This window comes from Kineosporia succinea, from assembly GCF_030811555.1.
GTDB lineage: Bacteria > Actinomycetota > Actinomycetes > Actinomycetales > Kineosporiaceae > Kineosporia > Kineosporia succinea.
On sequence record NZ_JAUSQZ010000001.1, the window covers coordinates 6,004,014 to 6,021,905 of the forward strand.

A 17,892-nucleotide genomic window follows, 5' to 3' on the forward strand; every position below is an offset into this window, starting at 1 on the left:
AGTGCGCATCCGTTGTCCGCAGTCAGCCTGGAGCTTCGGCGCCCTCGTCCGTGGGTCATGCCGGACGGCAGCGGACCGGACGTGCCGAAGGCCCAGTTCAGCCCCGCGGCGACCGGACCGCGTACCGTACGGCGCCGGACACCGGACGGCTCTTCCCGGACGGCGCAGCTCGGCGCACCATGGCGTCATGGGGGATAGGCAGAAAGCGGCGGCCGGTCTGCGCGAGTTCTGCCGGCGGCTGGCCACCCTGCACCGCGAGGCAGGTGGGCCCAGCGTCGATTCCCTCAGCCGCAACCCGCAGGTCCCGCTGAAGCGCTCGCAGATCTACGCCGTGCTGCGTGGGGAAGTCAGCGAGGTCCCGTCCTGGGAGTTCGTGAGTGCCCTGGTCTCGGCGTGCCGGGAGTTCGCCGGGCTCAAAGGCCGTGCTCTGTCTTTGTCGACCAGTCCCGGGCTCTGGAGGTCGGAGTACACGCGACTGGAGGCGGAGGACGCCCGTCGCCGTCGGCAGCCGTCGCCGGATTCACCGGTGGTGCGCGCGACCTCGATCATCACCGGGCAGCGGGTCTACCGTTACCGTCTCAAGGACCGGGCCGACGTGCCGCGGAGTATCGCGGTGGTCGCCGGTGACATCCGGGAGGTCGATTTCGCCGACGTTTGGGTCAATTCCGAGAACACCGACCTGGAAATGGCCAGAGTCCAGGAGTTCTCGGTATCGGCCATCATCCGCTACGGCGGCGCGGTCCGGGACGGGTCCGGCCGGGTGGTCCGGGACGTCGTCGCCGACGAGCTCGGGAGGTACCGCCAGGGGTCCGGACCGGTCGCGCCAGCCACCGCCGTGCGCACGGGCCCGGGAGAACTGTTGGCCAGCAACAACGTTCGGCACATCATCCACGTGGCCGCCGTCCACGGCGAGCCGGGGGCCGGGTTCGTGCCCGTCATGGACATCGGCCGGTGTGTCCACGCGGCGCTGCGCCTGCTGGGCTCCATCCAGGAGACGGATCCGGACGCCACCTCGATCCTCTTCCCGATCCTGGGGGCCGGGACGGGCGGGGGGACGGCCCACGACCTGGTCCCGGCCCTGACCGCCGCGGCCGGCAAGCACCTGACCGCGGGCTCGGGCCGCCTGACGGTCTACGTCCTCGCCTACACGGAGACCGAACTGGCGGCTTGCCTGCAGGCCCTCGAGTCCGACCGTCGCCTCGTGGCCGATCACCGGGCCGGCGTGGTGGGAACCGCGGACAGCAGGGCTCCGAGGTAGGCGGCGGAGGCCGCGGCGGCGTAGTTGCGCCAGCGCAGGCTCGTGTGCCGGTCGCCGTAGTCGCTGATCCCACGCACCACGAACCATTCCCGTCCGGCTGAGAAGGCCGCGTCCCCCATCCCCTTGCCTTCCATCTCCAGGGCCCGCAGATCGTGGCGGGTGGCCAGCTGGTCGCGCCGGGCCGCGCTGCGCAGGGCCCGGTCGCCGCTGCCGATGCGGCCCTGGTGCACCTTGGGCCGCCCGGGCCGATGCCCGCTCTCGAGAAGGGCGGGGTGCGCGATGCGCAGGCCGGAACGTGAGTGCAGGACGTCGGATTCCGGCTCGGGCCGGGCGAAGGCGGGGCCGCCGCGCTCGATGATCCGGTCGAGGATGCCTTCCCAGGGCCGGTCGCCGATCAGCTCGCCGCCGGCCAGGACCTTCGCGCCGCGCAGGAGCCGGGTGGAGGGGCGGGGGAACGGCTGGCGCAGGGTCGAGCCGGCGTCGCTGTCGTAGACGTGGTCGTAGTCCACCACGCCCCAGGTGCCGGCGACGACGTCGCCGAGGCGGACGTGCCGGGCCGGGGCGTGAGGGGCGGGAACTCCGGCGGCGATGCCGCTCATGGCGACGCACGTGACGGTGGGGAAGCTGCGCAGGAGGTGGGCGCAGGAACTCGCGGCCGCGTCGTTGCCGGTCTCGGTCAGCAACGTCAGGACGACGTGGTGCCGTGTGGTGCCGGCGCTGTTCCTGCCGCGGGTGCTGGAGATCGAGCCCAGGACGTAGTCGCCCGGGTCGCCGGGCACGGTGACTGCCCGCCACTCCTCGTCCAGGAGGAGACGAGTGGTGATGAACTCTTCCGGCAACGCGGTGAGGATGGCCAGGGTGGCTTCCCCCGGCCCGGGATGGGCGAGCGGGGAGACCGGCTGCGGGGTCTGGATGTCGAGGCTCATGAGGATGACCGTCGTTGTCCGGGGAGCTGTCCGGCCACGTTCCCGGACGTGGGCCGGACGGGGCCCGGACAGTGTGTGAAAGCGCCCACGGGGTCGGCGGTCACGACCTAGGCTGGGCCGATGGTGTCCGAGGGCACACCCGACGCGCTGAAACTGCAGTTCGCCCGGGAACTGCGGGCGCTGCGGGAACGCACCTCCGGCCTGTCGGTGCGTCAGCTGGAGCTGGCGCTGAAACGAGCCGGCCGTCCGTACCAGCGCAGCACGATCAGCGACAAGCTGACCGGTACGTCCGCCCCGGACTGGGAGTTCGTCGAGTCGCTGTACCGGGTCTGCGTGGTTCCAGCGGACCCGCGGGAACTGGCCCGGCTCCGGCAGAAGCACCACGCCTTCGCCCGGGCCCTGGGCCGGGCCCGGCGGGGCTCGGCCCCGGAGAACGCGGCCGAGCCGCGGCGGCCGCCCGCCGGATCCGGGCCGGGGCGGCCTCCTCGACCCTGGCTGGTCTCGGCCCGCGGGAGCTCCACGTCGTCGGACTTCTGGTTCACCGGACGCGACCGGGCGATCGCCGAGGTGCAGAGCTTCTGCGCCGGGTCCGGCCCGGGCCTGATGGCGGTGACGGGTATGCCGGGGACGGGGAAGTCAGCGGTCCTGTCGGCGCTGGTCCTGGTGAGCCTGTGGCCCGGTGCCGTACCGCCGGATGCGCGTGAGTCCATTCCCGACTGCGGGATCGTCGGGGCGGTGCACGCCGGTGAGAAGTCCGCCTCGGCGGTGCTGCTGGAGGTCGGGGCCGCTCTCGGCATCGAGGCCGGCGACGTCGATGTCCTGCGGGACCGCCTGGAGCAGCCCGACACGAGCGCGCCCGCCGGCGTGGTCGTGGTCGACGCCGTCGACGAGGCTCTCGATCCGGACGGGCTGGCCGTGGAGCTGAAGTGGCTGTCCTGGCACGTCCGCCTGCTCGTGGGGGTCAGGCCCGACGCCCCGGCCGCGCCGGGCGAGGTCCCGCCGCTTCCGGGGCCGCTGGCCGCGCGTCATCCCCGGGTCCTGGACCTGGACGACGAGACGCACAGCGCCGACCTCGACGTCGCCACCTACGTCGCGCGCCGGCTGCGGGCCGATCCCCGGCCGGAGGGGTACGGAAACCCGCTGGGCTGGGCGGACCTGGCTCTGGTGGAGGTGATCGGCACCGAGGTCCAGGACCGGGTGTCGCACCACAACTTCCTGGTGGCGCAGTTCGTCGTGGAGGAACTGCTGTCCGCGCCGGTTCTGCCGCGGGTACGGCACGGCTGGAGCCGGTCCATGGCCTGGCCCTCCGAGCTGGCGGGCTGGATCCGGCGGGACGTCTCCCGCCGGCTGGGGGAGGACGCCGACGTGCTGCGCGGGGTGCTGATGCCGCTGGCGCACGCGCGGCGGGGCGGGATGCCGCGATGGGTCTGGACCGCTGCCGTCCGACGGCTCCACCGCGGGCCGGGACCCGACCCCGACGCCGGGATCACCCGCGTCCTCCATGATCTGGGCTTCTACCTCGCGAGGACGGGGGAGGACCGGTTCCTGCTGCGCCATCACCAGTTCGTGGCCTACTTCCGCGGTCAGCACGCCGACACGGTGCGCACCGAGGCGGCCATCGTGGATGTGCTGCTGGACCAGGGGCGGGCTGTCACGGACGGTGCGGTGACCGGCTGGGCGGGTCTGGCCACCTACGCGCGGGACAACCTGTTCACCCATGCCCGCCGGGCCGGCCGCCTGAGGAGCCTGCTGCTGACCGACACGGCCTGCCTGGCCGCGGTCGAGCCGCTGGCCGCGGCCGTGGAACTCCGCGGCGCCGAGGACCGCTACTGCCATGAGGCCGGGCAGGTGCTGCTGCGCTCCTCGTACGCCCGGGAGCTGAGTTTCCGGTGGCGTCGTTCCGTCCTGCAGTTCCACGCGAACGTCCTCGGGCTGGATTGGCTTTCGGCGGGCCTGCTGCGGCAGGCGGGTCAGGACCTGCCGTGGTCGGCGCCCTGGAACGCCGGTCCTGCCCACGCCGGGCCGCTGGCGCTGGGCCAGGCCTTCCAGAGTCAGGCCCTGTTCGCCGTGCCGGACCGGGACCCGGGCCCGGCGGCGTTCGTCTGGAGCCCCGCCGGGACGGGGCGCCTGGTCGACGTGGTCACCCGGTCCCAGCTGGCCGCGGACGTGCGCATCATGGACGTGGACCCCGACGGACTGGTCCCGGCCGACCAGGAGCCACCCCACGTCCAGGCGTGGACGTCGGCCACCGGCACCACGTACGTCGCGGTCGCGACCCGCCAGGGCCGCATCGACGTCCACACCCTGGAAGGTGGCTCCCTGTCGTCGATACCGGGAGGGGCCCTGCACGTCCAGGTGCCCGCCCCGGTGCACGACCTGACCGTGGTCCGGGGGCCCCGTGACGTCGACGTCCTGGTCGTCGCTTCAGGACGCCCGGGGCACCTGATCATGCGGGTGCTGCGCCCGGAGCTGCTCGGGGAGGGCCGTGAACCGGCTGATCGGGTCCGGCCGTCGGAGGCGACCCGGTTGCTGCCCCTGCGACCGGCCGGGGCAGCGGGAGCCCTGCTGGCGGTCAGCCCGCACGGGGAGATCAGCGTGTGGCGGATTCCCGTCGAGGCTGACCCCGTGACGACCCTGACGTGGGCATCACGGTTTCGTCCCGAGGAGATCCTGGTCGACGGCGATGCTGAAAAGGCTGTTCTGGTGGGCCAGGACGGTGTTCACGTGTACGCCATGTATCTGGATCAGGGGCTTTCGCGGGCGGGGGAGCCCATGGTCATGGGGGACGCGGGGCGCACCAGCCGTGTCAGCCTGGGGAGCCGGGGGCCTCAGGAGGCCAGTCTGGCGATCGGCGACGGATACGGGGAGGTCCGGATCATCCACCTGGACAAGGGGGTGGAGCGGGCCCGGCACTCGCTCGACACGGTGCATCCCGTGCACGACCTGACCCATCTGCCCGGCCCCGGAGGGCTCCTGGCGGTCGCCGGATGGGACGGGACCGTGCAGGTCGTCGACGGCGCGGACGAACCCCGGCTGGTGGGAGCGCTGCGGCACGGCCGGCCCGCGCCTCGTCTGAGCGGGCTCGGGGTCACCGGTGACGGGCCTGTCCTGGCCTCGCGCAGCCTGGACGGGGCAACCCGGATCTGGCAGATCCCCGCCGGGCCGACGGCGGAGCCCGCCCCCGCCCGGGGGCCGATCACCACCGTCACGGCCACCCTCAGAAGCCGGTCCGAGACCCTCGTCCTGACCAGTTCCGTCGAAAGCCCGGGTCTGCTGGCCCATGTCGTGACGGCGGCCGGGGCGGGCCCCGCCATCGGCATCGCGACCGACGAACCGGTCGTGCTGCACCACGCGGCCAGGATCGACGGGGTCGTCTGGCTCTCGATCGTCACCGAGAGCCGGGTCGTGGCCGGGCGCGTGAGGGCGGACCTCAGCATCGACACCGTCTGGTCGATGCCCCTACCGGACACTGAGATCGAGCACCTGCACGTACTGCCCGCCCCGTCCGGCCGGGAACCACTGGTCCTGCTGGCCGGGCCCGAACTCCTGCAGCTGCGGCCGGTGAACGGCCCGGCCGTGTGGTCCCGGGACGACGAGCCGGTCACCGCTGTGCGGATCACCGACGCGGGGACGCCGGGCTGGCAGGCGGCCGTTGCCACCGACGACGGCCTCGTCCACATCGTCCGCTGGGCGGGCGGGCGGCTCGATCGGCTCACCCTGGAACACGAGATCTCCGTTGTCGACGTCGCTCTCGTGACGCAGGGCGAACGAACCGCCGTGCTGGCCGCCGATCACGCGGGCCGGATCGTGCGGGTTCTGCTCGCCCCGGACGGTGCCCGGACCGGGTTCCAGACCATCACCGGCAGTGAACTGTGGCGGCCCACCAGGCTTCTGGCGGGGCCGGGCCGGCGACCGCGTCTGATCGCCGTCGCTGACACCGGCCGGATTCTGCACGCCGACCATCTTCTGAACGACGAGACACCACGCGTGGAGGTCACTCACACGACACTGAGCGGGCCGGTCGCCCACACCGCCGTCGGCGGTCACCATGCGGCGCTGGCGGACGCCTCGGGAAACCTGCTGCTGACGACGTTCGGCGACCAGCCTCCCGTCCTGGCCCCTCTGAACGTCTCGCTCAGCGCCCTGACCCATCTGCCCGCCACGGACGCGTACCTCCTCGCGCACGGAGACTCGTTCCTGGCCCTGCGAGCACACCCGGCCTGAGACCGGTGCTCATCCTGGGGATCAGGCCGGTGACGAGACCGGTCCGAGGCCGGTCCGGGTGACGTCTGGTTACCATGTGATCACTCGGTTTCGGTGGATCACGAAAGGCCCGGCATTGTTCTCCTCGGTGGCACGACTCACGGTCGGCAGCGCGGCTTTCCTCCTGTGCTCCTCCCTCGCGGCCTGCGGGGGCGACTCGACGGCTGACGAGCGAGCCGACACCCTCCCGGAGGCGATCACGTCGTCCGCCGTTTCCCCGCAGGCTGAGACGGTGGTCGAAGAGACGCCCCTGACCGCGGTGAAGGCCAGAAAGGCGCTGCTGAGCGTTCAGGACATGCCGACCGGCTGGTCCAGTGACGAGGTGTCCGACAGCGGCTCCAGTGGCACCATTTCACCGGCGAAGTGCGCGAAAATGACCGGCGGTGCCAAGAATCTCACCAGCCTGGCCACCGCGGCGTTCAGCGGCGGCGGATCCCTCGGGCCCTCGCTGGAGCAGGAGATCTACCGGCCCAAGGGGGAGAGCCCGAGCGAAAGACTGCAGAGCGTGCGCGACGTCATGGCCGATTGCGGTTCCTACACCGCGAAGGACTCGTCCGGTACGAACACGATGAAACTGTCCAGCCTCTCCTTCCCGGATCTGGGTGACGGGACACTCGCGGTCCGGGGCAAGCTCACCACCGCCTCGGGGATCACGGCCACGGACGACGTGCTGTACATCGCGGTCGGCGACGTCATCCTGCGCATCGACTCGATCAGCATTGCCGACGGCCTGTCCGGTGAGGATCTGGAGAGCATCGCTCGCGCAGCCGTGAACAAGCTCGAAAAGGCGGTGTGAGAACTGGTTCGCCCTCAAAGAGCGCACGATGCAAGACCTGGAGCGCCTGGCCCCCACCCCCCGGCGCTGTAAGAAGCTGACCGATCAGACCGGGTCTCGTCCAAGCACCTGACCGAGAGCGCCTCACTGATGGCTGTCGCGTCCACCCTGTGGGTGCTGCCGCGCGCCGCCGAGCAGCCGATCGACGAGCCCGTCGGGGTGGCCCTGTGCCTGGTCACGGTGAGGTCCTACCTGTCCGAGCTCTGAGCGGATCCGGAGCTCTCCGGCGCCGGCCGGGAGAGCGAGAGCAGCCGCTGCCCCTTTCCGGCCGCCTTCAGCCGGGCCGGTAGCACGACGTGCCGGCGGGGCCCGTCCGGCCCGGACAGCCGCTCGTGGATCAGCTGCGCGGCGGCGGTCCCCATCGCCCGGGCGGGAAGCTGCGCCGCGACCGCGGCCAGCGGTGACAGGCCCTCGGGGCCGCCGTCGTCCATGCTGGCCATCTCGACGTGCCCGGGAAGATCGAGGCCGGGGGCCAGGAGGTCACCGATCAGCACGCCCATCGTGGCGGCGTTGGCGCAGATCACGGCGCTCAGGCCCTCGGGCGAGGCGAACAGGCGCTGCAGGCGCTCGATGCGCGAGGGCTGTGGCAGGTCGTAATAATTGGTCAGCACCGAACGCTCGGGAAGCTCCGGCAGGCCGGCCTCCCGCAGGGCGCGGAAGTAGCCGCTGCGCCGGTCGCGCACGCTCGTGGTGTCGCTCTCGCTCCACAGCAGCGCGGGCGCGCGGTGGCCCCGGGCGATGACGGCCGAGGTGACGTCGTGACCGATCGCGAAGTCGTCGAAAAGGACGGCGTCCGTGGGGACGTCGGGGAAGTAGCGGTCGACGAGCACGACCGCGACGCCCCGCGACTCCAGCGCGGTGACCACCCCACCCGCGTGCGATCCGTTCCACGGGTACAGCACCACCGCGTCCGCACCCGAATCGGCGACCTCCAGAAGCGTTCTCTCCTCGTGGTTCTGGTCGAGCGTGTTGGCCACGAGCAGCCGATGGCCCAGGAGCGCGGCCTCCGCGGCGAGGCCTCGCTGCAGGATGTGCTTGTGACCGTCGCTGTCCGGGCTGACGTAGGCGATGGTCGCGGGGCCGGAGGTCGCCCGGAGGCGCTCGGGCTGCCGGGAGACGACAAAGGTTCCCAGCCCCCGCCTGCGCACCACCACGCCCTCCGCGACCAGGTCGTTGAGCGCGCGGACCGCCGTCGTCGTGGAAACCCCGAACCGCTCGACGATCTCGCGCTGGGTGACGAACGGGGTGTCCGGATCGTAGTCGCCCCGGGCGATGGACTGCCGCAGCGACTCCTTGACCCAGTAGAACAGGCTGACACCGGGCGGCCGCGCCGTCGACGTCATGTCATCCCCCTCGTAGAACCCGCTCATTTTGGACGAAGCGTACTTCTTGACGTGTTAAAGCATCATTCGTACCGTCGGATGGTGCGTCAAACTCAATGAGGAGGGCCATGCACGACGATCGCGTCCACGTCGAACGCCGGATCCGCCGCATCCTGAACGAGCGCCTGCGCCCAGCCGTCCACGGCGAGAGGGCACCGCTCGACCTGGAGTTCTGGCCGGCCCCGGGGGAGCCCGTCACCCTCGAAGAAGCTCTCGCCGCCACCTACGTCAAGGCCGCGCCGGGGCAGGAGTGGGGCCCACCCTGGGGCACCACCTGGTTCCACCTCACCGGCACCGTCCCATCCGCCTGGTCCGGCCGCGAGGTCGAGGCCGTCGTCGACCTCGGCTTCTCCATCACCGGCCCGGGCTTCTCCGCCGAGGGCCTGGTGCTGCGCCCCGACGGAACCGCGGTGAAAGCCCTGAACCCGGAATCGATCTGGGTCCCGATCACCAAGAGCAGCACCGGCAACGGCGACGTCGACCTCTACGTCGAGGCCGCGTCCAACCCCGACATCATGCGTGAGGGCTTCGGCACCCCGCACGGCGTCGGCACCCCGCTCGGCGACATCGAGACCGCCGGCCGGGCACCCGGCTACCGCGTCCGCCGCGTCGAACTGGCCGTCTTCGAGCGCGAGATCTGGGAACTCGTCATGGATGTGGAGGTTCTCGACCAGCTCATGCACGAGCTGAGCACCGACGACCCCCGCCGCTGGAAGATCCTGCGCGCCCTCGAGACCGCGGTCGACGCCATCGACCTGCGCGACGTCACCGGCACGACCGCGGCCGCCCGCAAGGCCCTGGAACCCGCGCTCGCCGCTCCTGCCGTCGCCAGCGCCCACCGGGTCAGCGCGGTGGGTCACGCCCACATCGACACCGCCTGGCTGTGGCCGCTGCGCGAGACGGTGCGAAAAGTGGCCCGCACCGCGGCCAACGTCACCCAGCTGATGGACGATCATCCGGACCTGGTCTTCGCGATGTCCTCGGCACAGCAGTGGGCGTGGATGAAGGAGCACCACCCGGCGATCTGGGAACGGATGAAGGAGAAGGTCGCCACCGGCCAGTTCGTGCCGGTCGGGGGCATGTGGGTGGAGTCGGACACGAACCTGCCCGGTTCCGAGGCCCTGGCCCGGCAGTTCGTGCACGGCAAGCGGTTCTTCCTGGAGGAGCTCGGCATCGAGACCCAGGAGGTCTGGCTCCCCGACTCCTTCGGCTACACCGCCGCGCTGCCGCAGCTGGTGAAACTCTCCGGTTCACAATGGTTCCTGACCCAGAAGATGTCCTGGAACCAGGTCAACAAGTTCCCGCACCACACCTTCTGGTGGGAAGGGCTGGACGGCACGCGCGTGCTCACGCACCTGCCGCCCGTCGACACGTACAACTCCGTGCTGTCCGGCCGGGAACTCGCGCACACGGTGCGCAACTACACCGAGAAGGGCGTCGCGAACCGGTCGCTCGTCCCCTTCGGGTACGGCGACGGAGGAGGTGGCCCGACCCGCGAGATGATCGGCCGGGCGGCCCGTCTCGCAGATCTGGAAGGCTCCGCGCGGGTCGGGGTCGAGTCGCCGCAGGACTTCTTCGTGAAGGCCCTGGAAGACCATCCGGCGCCGGAGGTCTGGGCGGGGGAGATGTACCTGGAGATCCACCGGGGCACCTACACCACTCATCACGCCACCAAGGCCGGCAACCGCCGCAGTGAGCACCTGCTGCGCGAGGCCGAGCTCTGGTCGGCCACGGCGACCGTCCGCACCGGGGCGGAGTATCCCTCCGAGCGGCTGGACGCCATCTGGAAACAGGTGCTCACGCACCAGTTCCACGACATCCTGCCCGGTTCCAGCATCGCCTGGGTGCACCGGCTCGCGAAGACGACCTACGCCGAGATCGCCGCCGAACTCGAGCAGATCGTCGCCGACGCGCAGCGGGCGCTGGCCGGTGACGAGAACGCCTCCGGCGTGGTGACGTTCAACGCGGCACCCCACGCGCGGGACGGTGTGGTGGCCGGTGGTGCCGGGATCCCGTCCGAGCCTTCGCAACCAGCCGTCCTGGAGCACACCGAGGCCGGAACCGTCCTGGACAACGGGCTCATCCGGGTGGTCATCGACGAGCGCGGTCTGCTCACGTCCGTCGTCGACGCGGCCACCGGGCGCGAGGCCGTTGCCGAGGGGCGGGTCGCGAATCTGCTGCAGCTGCACCAGGATCTGCCCTACGAGTGGGATGCCTGGGACGTCGACCGCAGCTACACGCACACGGTCACCGACATCACCGGGGTCGATTCGCTGCGCAGTCGGGTGCTTGAGGACGCGTCGGTCCAGGTCGAGGTCGTGCGCACCTTCGGTGCGTCCCGGGTCACGCAGCTGCTCACGCTCGCCCCGGGATCTCGGCGCCTCGACGTCGAGACCGAGGTGGACTGGCAGGAGTGCGAGAAGTTCCTCAAGGCCGCGTTCCCGCTCGACCTGCGGGCCGACGTGTCGTCGGCCGAGATCCAGTTCGGGTACGTGCAGCGGGCCACCACGTCGAACACCACGTGGGAACGCGAGCAGTTCGAGATCCCGGCCCACCGCTACCTCCACGTCGGCGAACCTGACTACGGCGTGGCGGTTGTCAACGACTCGACGTACGGCCACGACGTGTCGCGCACGGTGCGGGCGGACGGCGGCACGACCACGACCGTGCGGCTGTCACTGCTGCGTGCCCCGCGATTCCCCGACCCGCAGACGGATCTGGGGATCCAGCGCCTGAGGTACGCGCTGGTGCCCGGCGCCGACCTGCTCGACGCGACCCGCGAAGGGCACTGGATCAACCTCCCGGCGCGCTCGGTGCCCGGTGATCACCCGGTCGCCCCGCTCGTCGAGATCGACCATCCCGGTGTCGTTCTCAGTGCACTGAAGCTGGCCGACGACGGCAGCGGGGACCTCGTCGTGCGGGTGCACGAAGCACTCGGCGCCCGTCGCCGCACCGCCCTGCGGGTGGACGCCGAGTACAGCTCGTGGACGGTCACCGACCTGCTCGAACGTCCCCTCGACGACCCGGGCCCGGCGCTCGAGCAGGCCGAGGAGAGCGGCGTTTTCACCGTCTCCCTGCGTCCGTTCCAGATCCTGACCCTGCGCCTGCGCAGGTCCTGAGCACCGACGGGCCACCGGGCCGGCTCCGGTCCGGTGGCCCCGGAGAGGCGCCGTGCCCCCGGGCCGCCGCCACCCGCGTCCCTCATTCGTTCTGCCCTTCCACCCGACGACGACGTCAGGCCCCGGAGGCCCCGATGACTGTCACCCCGCGTCCCTCGTTCGCCATCTCCCGCCGGGCCCTGCTGGGCGGGATCGCCGGAACCTCCGCGGCCGCGGCGCTGGCCGCCTGCGGAGGCGGTTCCGGTGACGGCGGCAACACCCTCAAGGTCGTGTTCCAGCAGTTCGGTGCCTCCCGGGTGCAGGCCGACTTCCTCGCGGGCGTGAAGAAGGAGTTCGAGGCCGCGAACGCCGGCGTCACCGTGCAGTTCGAGCCGATCGTGGCCGGTGAGAGTGATTACTACACCAAGCTCCAGCTGCTCATGCGCTCGCCCCGCACGGCCCCGGACGTGGTCTACGAAGACACGTTCCTCATCAACTCCGACATCGAGGCCGGCTACCTGACCGCCCTCGACGACCGGCTGAACGCCTGGAGCGACTGGCCGAAGTTCCTGCCCGCGGCCAAGGCGGCCGCCAAGGCCCTGGACGGCAAGACCTACGGCGTTCCCGACGGAACCGACACCCGCGCGCTCTGGTACAACAAGGACCTGTTCGAAAAGGCCGGTCTGGACCCTGATTGGGAACCCAGGACGTGGGACGACGTGCTCACCACGGCCCGCACTCTCAAGGCGAAGCTGCCGGGCGTCGTGCCGCTGAACATCTACACCGGCACCGGAGTCGGTGAGGCGACCACGATCACCGCCTACCAGATGCTGCTCTACGGCACCGGCGAGAACCCGCTCTTCGATCCCACCGCGCAGAAGTGGGTCATCGGCGGGCAGGGCGTGATCGACACCCTGACGTTCTACCAGACCGTCTTCTCCGAGGGACTCGGGCCGGACATCAAGCAGGCGCTGTCCCCGGACTTCGGCAACACCGTCAACCAGAAGCTCATCCCGCAGGGCAAGGTCGCGATCTCGCTGGACGGCTCGTACGCCTGCGGCACCTGGCTCGAGACCGGCCCGGCGCCCTGGCCGGAGTGGCACGACGTGCTCGGGGTCACCGGCATGCCCCGCCAGCACGGTGACGGCCCGGACGTGAGCATGTCCGGGGGCTGGACCTACGCGATCCCGGCCAAGTCCCAGAACGCCGACAAGGCCTGGGAATTCATCAAGACGGTCACCAGCCAGAAGAACGAGACGACGTTCGACATCAACCAGGTGCAGATCCCGGTCCGCTCCGACGTCGCGGCCGACCCGACGTACATCGCGGCCAACCCGACGAACGAGTTCTTCGCCGGTCTCGTCGAGAACACCCAGTACCGGCCCGCGTACGCGGTGTACCCGCGCATCTCCACGCTCATCCAGCAGGCCACCGAGGCCGTCTCGACGGGCCGGAGCACCCCGGCCGAAGCCGCCGCCGACTACGACGCCGGTGTGAAAGAAGCGGCCGGGGACGCGGTCACGTCATGACGAGCGTGCCGCTGGAACGAACTCGGGTCCTGCGTGGACTGCCGCTGGTCCCGGCGGTAGGGCTCATGCTCGTGTTCCTGGCCGGGCCGATCCTGTACTGCCTGTACTCGGCCTTCACCGACATGGCGCTGACCGGTTCCAGCGGAGCGTCGTTCGTCGGGCTCGAGAACTTCCGGAAGGCGTTCGCCAGCGACGAGTTCGGGCGTGCCCTGCGATACACGCTGCTCTTCACGGTGGTGTCGGCGATCGTGGGGCAGAACATCCTGGGCATGGCGCTGGCCCTGCTGATGCGCACCGGGGGACGGGTCGTGCGCACGGTGGTGAGCGCGATCGTGATCGGCGCGTGGGTGCTGCCCGAGGTGGTCGCCGGGTACCTGTGGCTGGCCTTCCTGGGGGACGAGGGGCCGCTGAACCAGATCCTCGGTGTGCTGCACCTGCCGGAGCAGGACTGGTTGTTCAGCCTGCCCATCCTGGCGGTCTCGCTGGCGAACATCTGGCGCGGGACGGCCTTTTCGATGCTGGTCTACTCGGCGGCCCTGTCGGAGGTGCCGCGTGAGATCGAGGAGGCGGCGACGATGGACGGGGCGGGTCCGGTGCGCCGGCTGGCGAGCGTCACGATCCCGATGGTGCGGCGCACGATCGCGACGAACCTCATGCTCATCACGCTGCAGACGCTGTCGGTGTTCGGGCTGATCTGGACGATGACGCGCGGCGGGCCGAGCGGGGCGAGCACCACACTGCCGCTGTACGCCTACCAGCAGGCGTTCCAGCTCTCGCAACTCGGGTACGGCACCGCGCTGGCCCTGGTCCTGCTGGGTCTGGGGGGCGTCTTCTCGTTGATCTATCTGCGGATGCTGCGGTCCGAGGAGGCTGTGCGATGACGGTTGTGCAGGCACGGGAGGTGCCGGGCCGGGCGGTGCGCCGGCCGGTGCGGCGGGGTCCGGCCGGACGGGTCGCGGCGAACACCGCTCTGAGCGTGGTGGGTTTCGCGTTCGTCGTGCCGATGGTCTGGGTGCTCGCGGCGGCGTTCAACGGCACCGCCGGTCTGTCGGTGTCCTGGCCCGACCCGTGGACGTTCGAGAACTTCCGGGCGGTGCTGAACGTCGACACCACCTACCGCCCGATGCTCAACGGCCTGGTGCTGTGCGGTGGGGGCACGCTGCTGACGATGGCCGCCGCCGTGCTCGCCGCGTACCCGCTGTCGCGGTACCGGTCACGGTGGAACCGTCCGTTCCTGCTGACCATCCTGTTCGCGACGGGCCTGCCGATCACCGCGATCATGGTTCCCGTCTACGGGCTGTTCGTGCAGATCAACCTCATCGACACGGTGCTGGGGACCGTGCTGTTCATGGCCACCAGCGCGCTGCCGATCTCGATCTGGCTGACGAAGAACTTCATGGACGGGGTGCCGATCGAGCTGGAGGAGGCGGCCTGGACCGACGGGGCCTCGCCCATGCAGGCGCTGCGGCACATCATCCTGCCGCTGATGTGGCCGGGCATGTCGGTGGTGGCGATCTACACGTTCATCGGGCTGTGGGGGAACTTCTTCGTGCCGTTCGTGCTGCTGCTGTCGAACGACCAGTTGCCCGCGTCCGTCAGCATCTTCACGTTCTTCGGGCAGTACGGGCAGATCGTCTACGGGCAGCTGGCGGCGTACTCGCTGCTGTACTCCCTGCCGGCGCTCGTGCTGTACCTGTTCCTGGCCCGGCGGCTGGGCGGCGCGTTCAGCTTCGGTGGGGCGGTCAAGGGGTGAACCTCACCTGGCGGGGCGTGTTCACCGATCCCGAGGTGCACGTGTTGCGGCGGGAGTGTTTCGGTGGAAGCGCGTCGGCGCACGACTGGTGGGCCCAGGTGAACGAGCACAGCCTGGGCTGGGTCTGCGCGCGGTCCGGGGGTGACCTCGTGGGCTGGGTGAACGTCGCCTGGGACGGTGCCGGGCACGCCTTCGTCCTGGACACCGCGGTGGCGGTCACTCATCGGCGCCGGGGCATTGCCTCCGGTCTGATCACGGTGGCGGTTGACGAGTCGCGGGAGGCCGGGTGCCGTTGGCTGCACGTCGATTTCGTGAGCGAGCTGGCGCCGCTGTACCTGGATGCCTGCGGTTTCCGGAGCACGGCGGCGGGGCTGCTGGATCTGCGTTCGCCTGCCGGGGCGCGAGTGCCGGAGCAGCCATCCTGAGTTCCGACTCTTGGTCGGAGCGACGGAGGGCGAGCTCGGCGCAAATGTAACCAGAGACCCGGCAAATGTAACTGGGAGGGCGTCACATGTAACTCGGTGGGTTACTTTTGCTCCATGCCGGAAGACCTTTCCAGGTCTCCGTCGATGACGCGAGCGTGGAGGTCACCCCGTCGTGGCCGCTCGCGTGCACGAATGTGACCCGTCGGCGAAACCGTGTCGGGTGGCGGCCACCGGCAAGGCGTACCTCCGTAGCTACGACGGTGACTTCGAACTGTCGGTCATCGAGGAACAGGGTCAAGGCGCGGCTACGTCCCGAACCGGCCAGGTCGCGAGTCGGCGGTCACTTACCCTCATCACCTCTTGCCGCGTGTATGCATGTGCAACGCCGCATTTACGACAGGTCACGACGGGTATGGGCCTTCAACACTCTCGACTCAAGCAGAAGTTCGTCATCGCCGACGATCGAGGTATGAGTCCCCAAAGCGCCCGCACCTCGCATCGGCTACCAAGTGCCATATCAGAGAGTTCGACAAAGTCACCATTCTCCATAGATCACGAGCGGTCGTTAATGGGCACGTCAAAGCCCATGGATCGAAGTGTGATCCCACGCAGGTCCTCTCCTACCCAATTAGATTGGGCCGTGAATACAGTTCGCCGTCAGGAGAGAAGCTCCAAAGATCTCCCAGTGATTCGGCGAGCCCTGAATGAGAGCGCTCTGAATATAGTTGGCGAGAATCATCAGGAATCCGATGGCCTGGATGTCAAAACGGAGACCAGGCGTCGTGAAGTAGAGCAAAGATACCTGAAGAAGTTCCACTTCAGCAAGAAAAATTATTGGGGGGAGAAGGAGTTCAAGTTTGAATTCTTGGACACCAAGTTGCACGGCGACGACAGTCGCGCCCACATCGCGAGTGCAATTAGGAAGACAGCCGTTCACTGTGCCACCACGCTTGATTTTCTCGAGGAGACCAAAAAGGCGAGCAACCGAAGGAGCCCCCTCTCTGCTGCGAGCGTTCGTACTCTGTGGGACATGATCCACAGTGGCCTGGCGGGTATCAAGAAGGAACTGAGGCAGGTCTACCTAGCTGAACTGGTGCACGCTCCCATCCGTCATAAAATTGAGTCATTGAGGCAGGCCGGGGTAACGTTCCCGCTCATAATGAAGGTTATGGACCCATTCAGGGAAAAGTATCCATGGACCGTGGAGGCCACCCTCAAGCTGGATCCACTACGGGTAATGCTTGATTCAGCCTTTACTGAGTACGCAGGTGCTGTTGGCGCTATCTTTTCCGCCCCTGAAAAAAGCCGTCGGAAGCCGTCGAAGGATGGTCAAGAGCGCTACCTCATGCCGCACCTGGGATCCGCGGACAAGTTTTTAGAAATGCGGGCGCTGGTAGCTGAAATTGGAGACATAGTAACCCCTCTGAAAGACAAATTTGATATGAAAGAAGCTATACAACTCCGCTCCATGATCATGGCGAACCAAGCCATGGTTGCGCGGATTCTGACCCCGGAGACAACTGGCGTATGGAAGGTAGGGGATACGCATGTCGGGGACATGAAAAGATTCGGCCTGGAAGATCGCCTGCTTGCACAAAACATCACACTGACGACATTGAAAGAATTCAATGAAGCTGTGAAGGCATTTAGCGACGAACTCGGAACTGACAGTACTCTTCCCGCCATCAACAACTCCAGGGCTCACAACAAGAACCTCAGCTCGAGCCTCGATGCTCGCCAAGGTCACGCGAAGAGGCAACGGCGGACGTGAGTGAAGAGTCCCCAGAGCGCGAGGAAGCAAGCAAGGCCACGTCCTATCACCGCGTGGATACTCTGCACTGACTCGCCCGCGGGTTCTTCGGGGGAGTCGATGACGTGTTCCCCGTGTGTGACGCCGCGGGTTCGGGGATGACGCCCGTCGAAACCCCGGCCAGAGGCGTCAACAGGTCGGTAGCGTGCTGGTATGCCCATCAAGCTCGAGAACGTCGGTATCGCGGTGCGGGACCTCGAGGCCGCGATCGCCTTCTTCACCGACCTGGGTCTGAGCGTGCTCGGTCGTGACACCGTCAGCGGGGAGTGGACGGACACCGCCGTCGGCCTCGACGGCAACCATGCCCGGATCGCCATGCTCCAGACGCCCGACGGGAACGGCCGTCTCGAGTTGTTCGAGTACCTCCACCCCGAGGCGATCGAGACGCAGCCGACGCTGCCCAACGAGATCGGGATGCACCGCGTCGCCTTCTCGGTCGAGAACCTCGACGAGGCCCTGGCGATCGCGGCCCGGCACGGCTGTCATCCGCTGCGGGGCGTGGCGACCTACCGCGACATCTATCGGCTGACGTACCTGCGCGGGCCCAGCGGCATCATCGTGATGCTGGCCGAGGAACTGCGGAAGACCTGAGCAGCCACGTCGAAAACCCGCG

General features: G+C 69.1%; 12 protein-coding genes. 10 read left to right on the forward strand and 2 right to left on the reverse strand.

The genetic code is table 11. From position 1 onward, the window contains the following. The first annotated feature begins 187 nt into the window (after window positions 1-187). On the forward strand, window positions 188-1,258 hold the full coding sequence (locus J2S57_RS26520; RefSeq protein ID WP_307247836.1) for a macro domain-containing protein: 1,071 nt from the start codon (window positions 188-190) through the stop codon (window positions 1,256-1,258). Here the strand turns inward: J2S57_RS26520 and J2S57_RS26525 are convergent. Continuing rightward, window positions 1,210-2,184, reverse strand: a complete 975-nt coding sequence (locus J2S57_RS26525; protein ID WP_307247838.1) for a 5'-methylthioadenosine/S-adenosylhomocysteine nucleosidase family protein — start codon at window positions 2,182-2,184, stop codon at window positions 1,210-1,212. The genes J2S57_RS26520 and J2S57_RS26525 overlap by 49 nt on opposite strands. A gap of 120 nt (window positions 2,185-2,304) precedes the next feature. On the opposite strand from J2S57_RS26525, the gene J2S57_RS26530 reads away from it, so the two are divergent. Both J2S57_RS26530 and J2S57_RS26535 read left to right on the forward strand, forming a co-directional pair. Beyond that, window positions 2,305-6,408 carry a WD40 repeat domain-containing protein gene (locus J2S57_RS26530; RefSeq protein ID WP_307247840.1) on the forward strand — a complete coding sequence of 1,368 codons (4,104 nt, stop codon included), beginning with the start codon at window positions 2,305-2,307 and terminating at the stop codon, window positions 6,406-6,408. Window positions 6,409-6,535: 127 nt separating this feature from the next. Further along, window positions 6,536-7,243: a hypothetical protein gene (locus tag J2S57_RS26535; RefSeq protein ID WP_307247842.1), complete on the forward strand. Its 708-nt coding sequence runs from the start codon at window positions 6,536-6,538 to the stop codon at window positions 7,241-7,243. A gap of 227 nt (window positions 7,244-7,470) precedes the next feature. On the opposite strand, the gene J2S57_RS26540 is transcribed toward J2S57_RS26535, so the two are convergent. Next, window positions 7,471-8,625, reverse strand: coding sequence for a LacI family DNA-binding transcriptional regulator (locus J2S57_RS26540; protein WP_307247844.1), 1,155 nt, complete (start codon window positions 8,623-8,625; stop codon window positions 7,471-7,473). Between the two features lie 107 nt (window positions 8,626-8,732). Here J2S57_RS26540 and J2S57_RS26545 point away from each other — a divergent pair, with 107 nt between their 5' ends. The 7 genes from J2S57_RS26545 (at window position 8,733) to J2S57_RS26575 (ending at window position 17,870) form a co-directional block, all read left to right on the forward strand. Then, window positions 8,733-11,783, forward strand: a complete 3,051-nt coding sequence (locus J2S57_RS26545; RefSeq protein WP_307247846.1) for an alpha-mannosidase — start codon at window positions 8,733-8,735, stop codon at window positions 11,781-11,783. A gap of 134 nt (window positions 11,784-11,917) precedes the next feature. Beyond that, entirely contained in the window at window positions 11,918-13,291 is a 1,374-nt protein-coding gene (locus J2S57_RS26550) for an extracellular solute-binding protein (RefSeq protein ID WP_307247848.1), read from the forward strand. Next, entirely contained in the window at window positions 13,288-14,172 is an 885-nt protein-coding gene (locus tag J2S57_RS26555; RefSeq protein ID WP_307247851.1) for a carbohydrate ABC transporter permease, read from the forward strand. The genes J2S57_RS26550 and J2S57_RS26555 overlap by 4 nt, the downstream gene beginning before the upstream one ends. Then, window positions 14,169-15,044: a carbohydrate ABC transporter permease gene (locus J2S57_RS26560; protein ID WP_307247853.1), complete on the forward strand. Its 876-nt coding sequence runs from the start codon at window positions 14,169-14,171 to the stop codon at window positions 15,042-15,044. The genes J2S57_RS26555 and J2S57_RS26560 overlap by 4 nt, the downstream gene beginning before the upstream one ends. After that, entirely contained in the window at window positions 15,041-15,469 is a 429-nt protein-coding gene (locus tag J2S57_RS26565; protein ID WP_307247855.1) for a GNAT family N-acetyltransferase, read from the forward strand. The genes J2S57_RS26560 and J2S57_RS26565 overlap by 4 nt, the downstream gene beginning before the upstream one ends. A gap of 640 nt (window positions 15,470-16,109) precedes the next feature. Further along, window positions 16,110-17,240, forward strand: a complete 1,131-nt coding sequence (locus J2S57_RS26570) for a hypothetical protein (protein WP_307247857.1) — start codon at window positions 16,110-16,112, stop codon at window positions 17,238-17,240. Window positions 17,241-17,432: 192 nt separating this feature from the next. After that, on the forward strand, window positions 17,433-17,870 hold the full coding sequence (locus J2S57_RS26575) for a VOC family protein (protein WP_307247858.1): 438 nt from the start codon (window positions 17,433-17,435) through the stop codon (window positions 17,868-17,870). The last annotated feature ends 22 nt before the right edge of the window (window positions 17,871-17,892 follow it).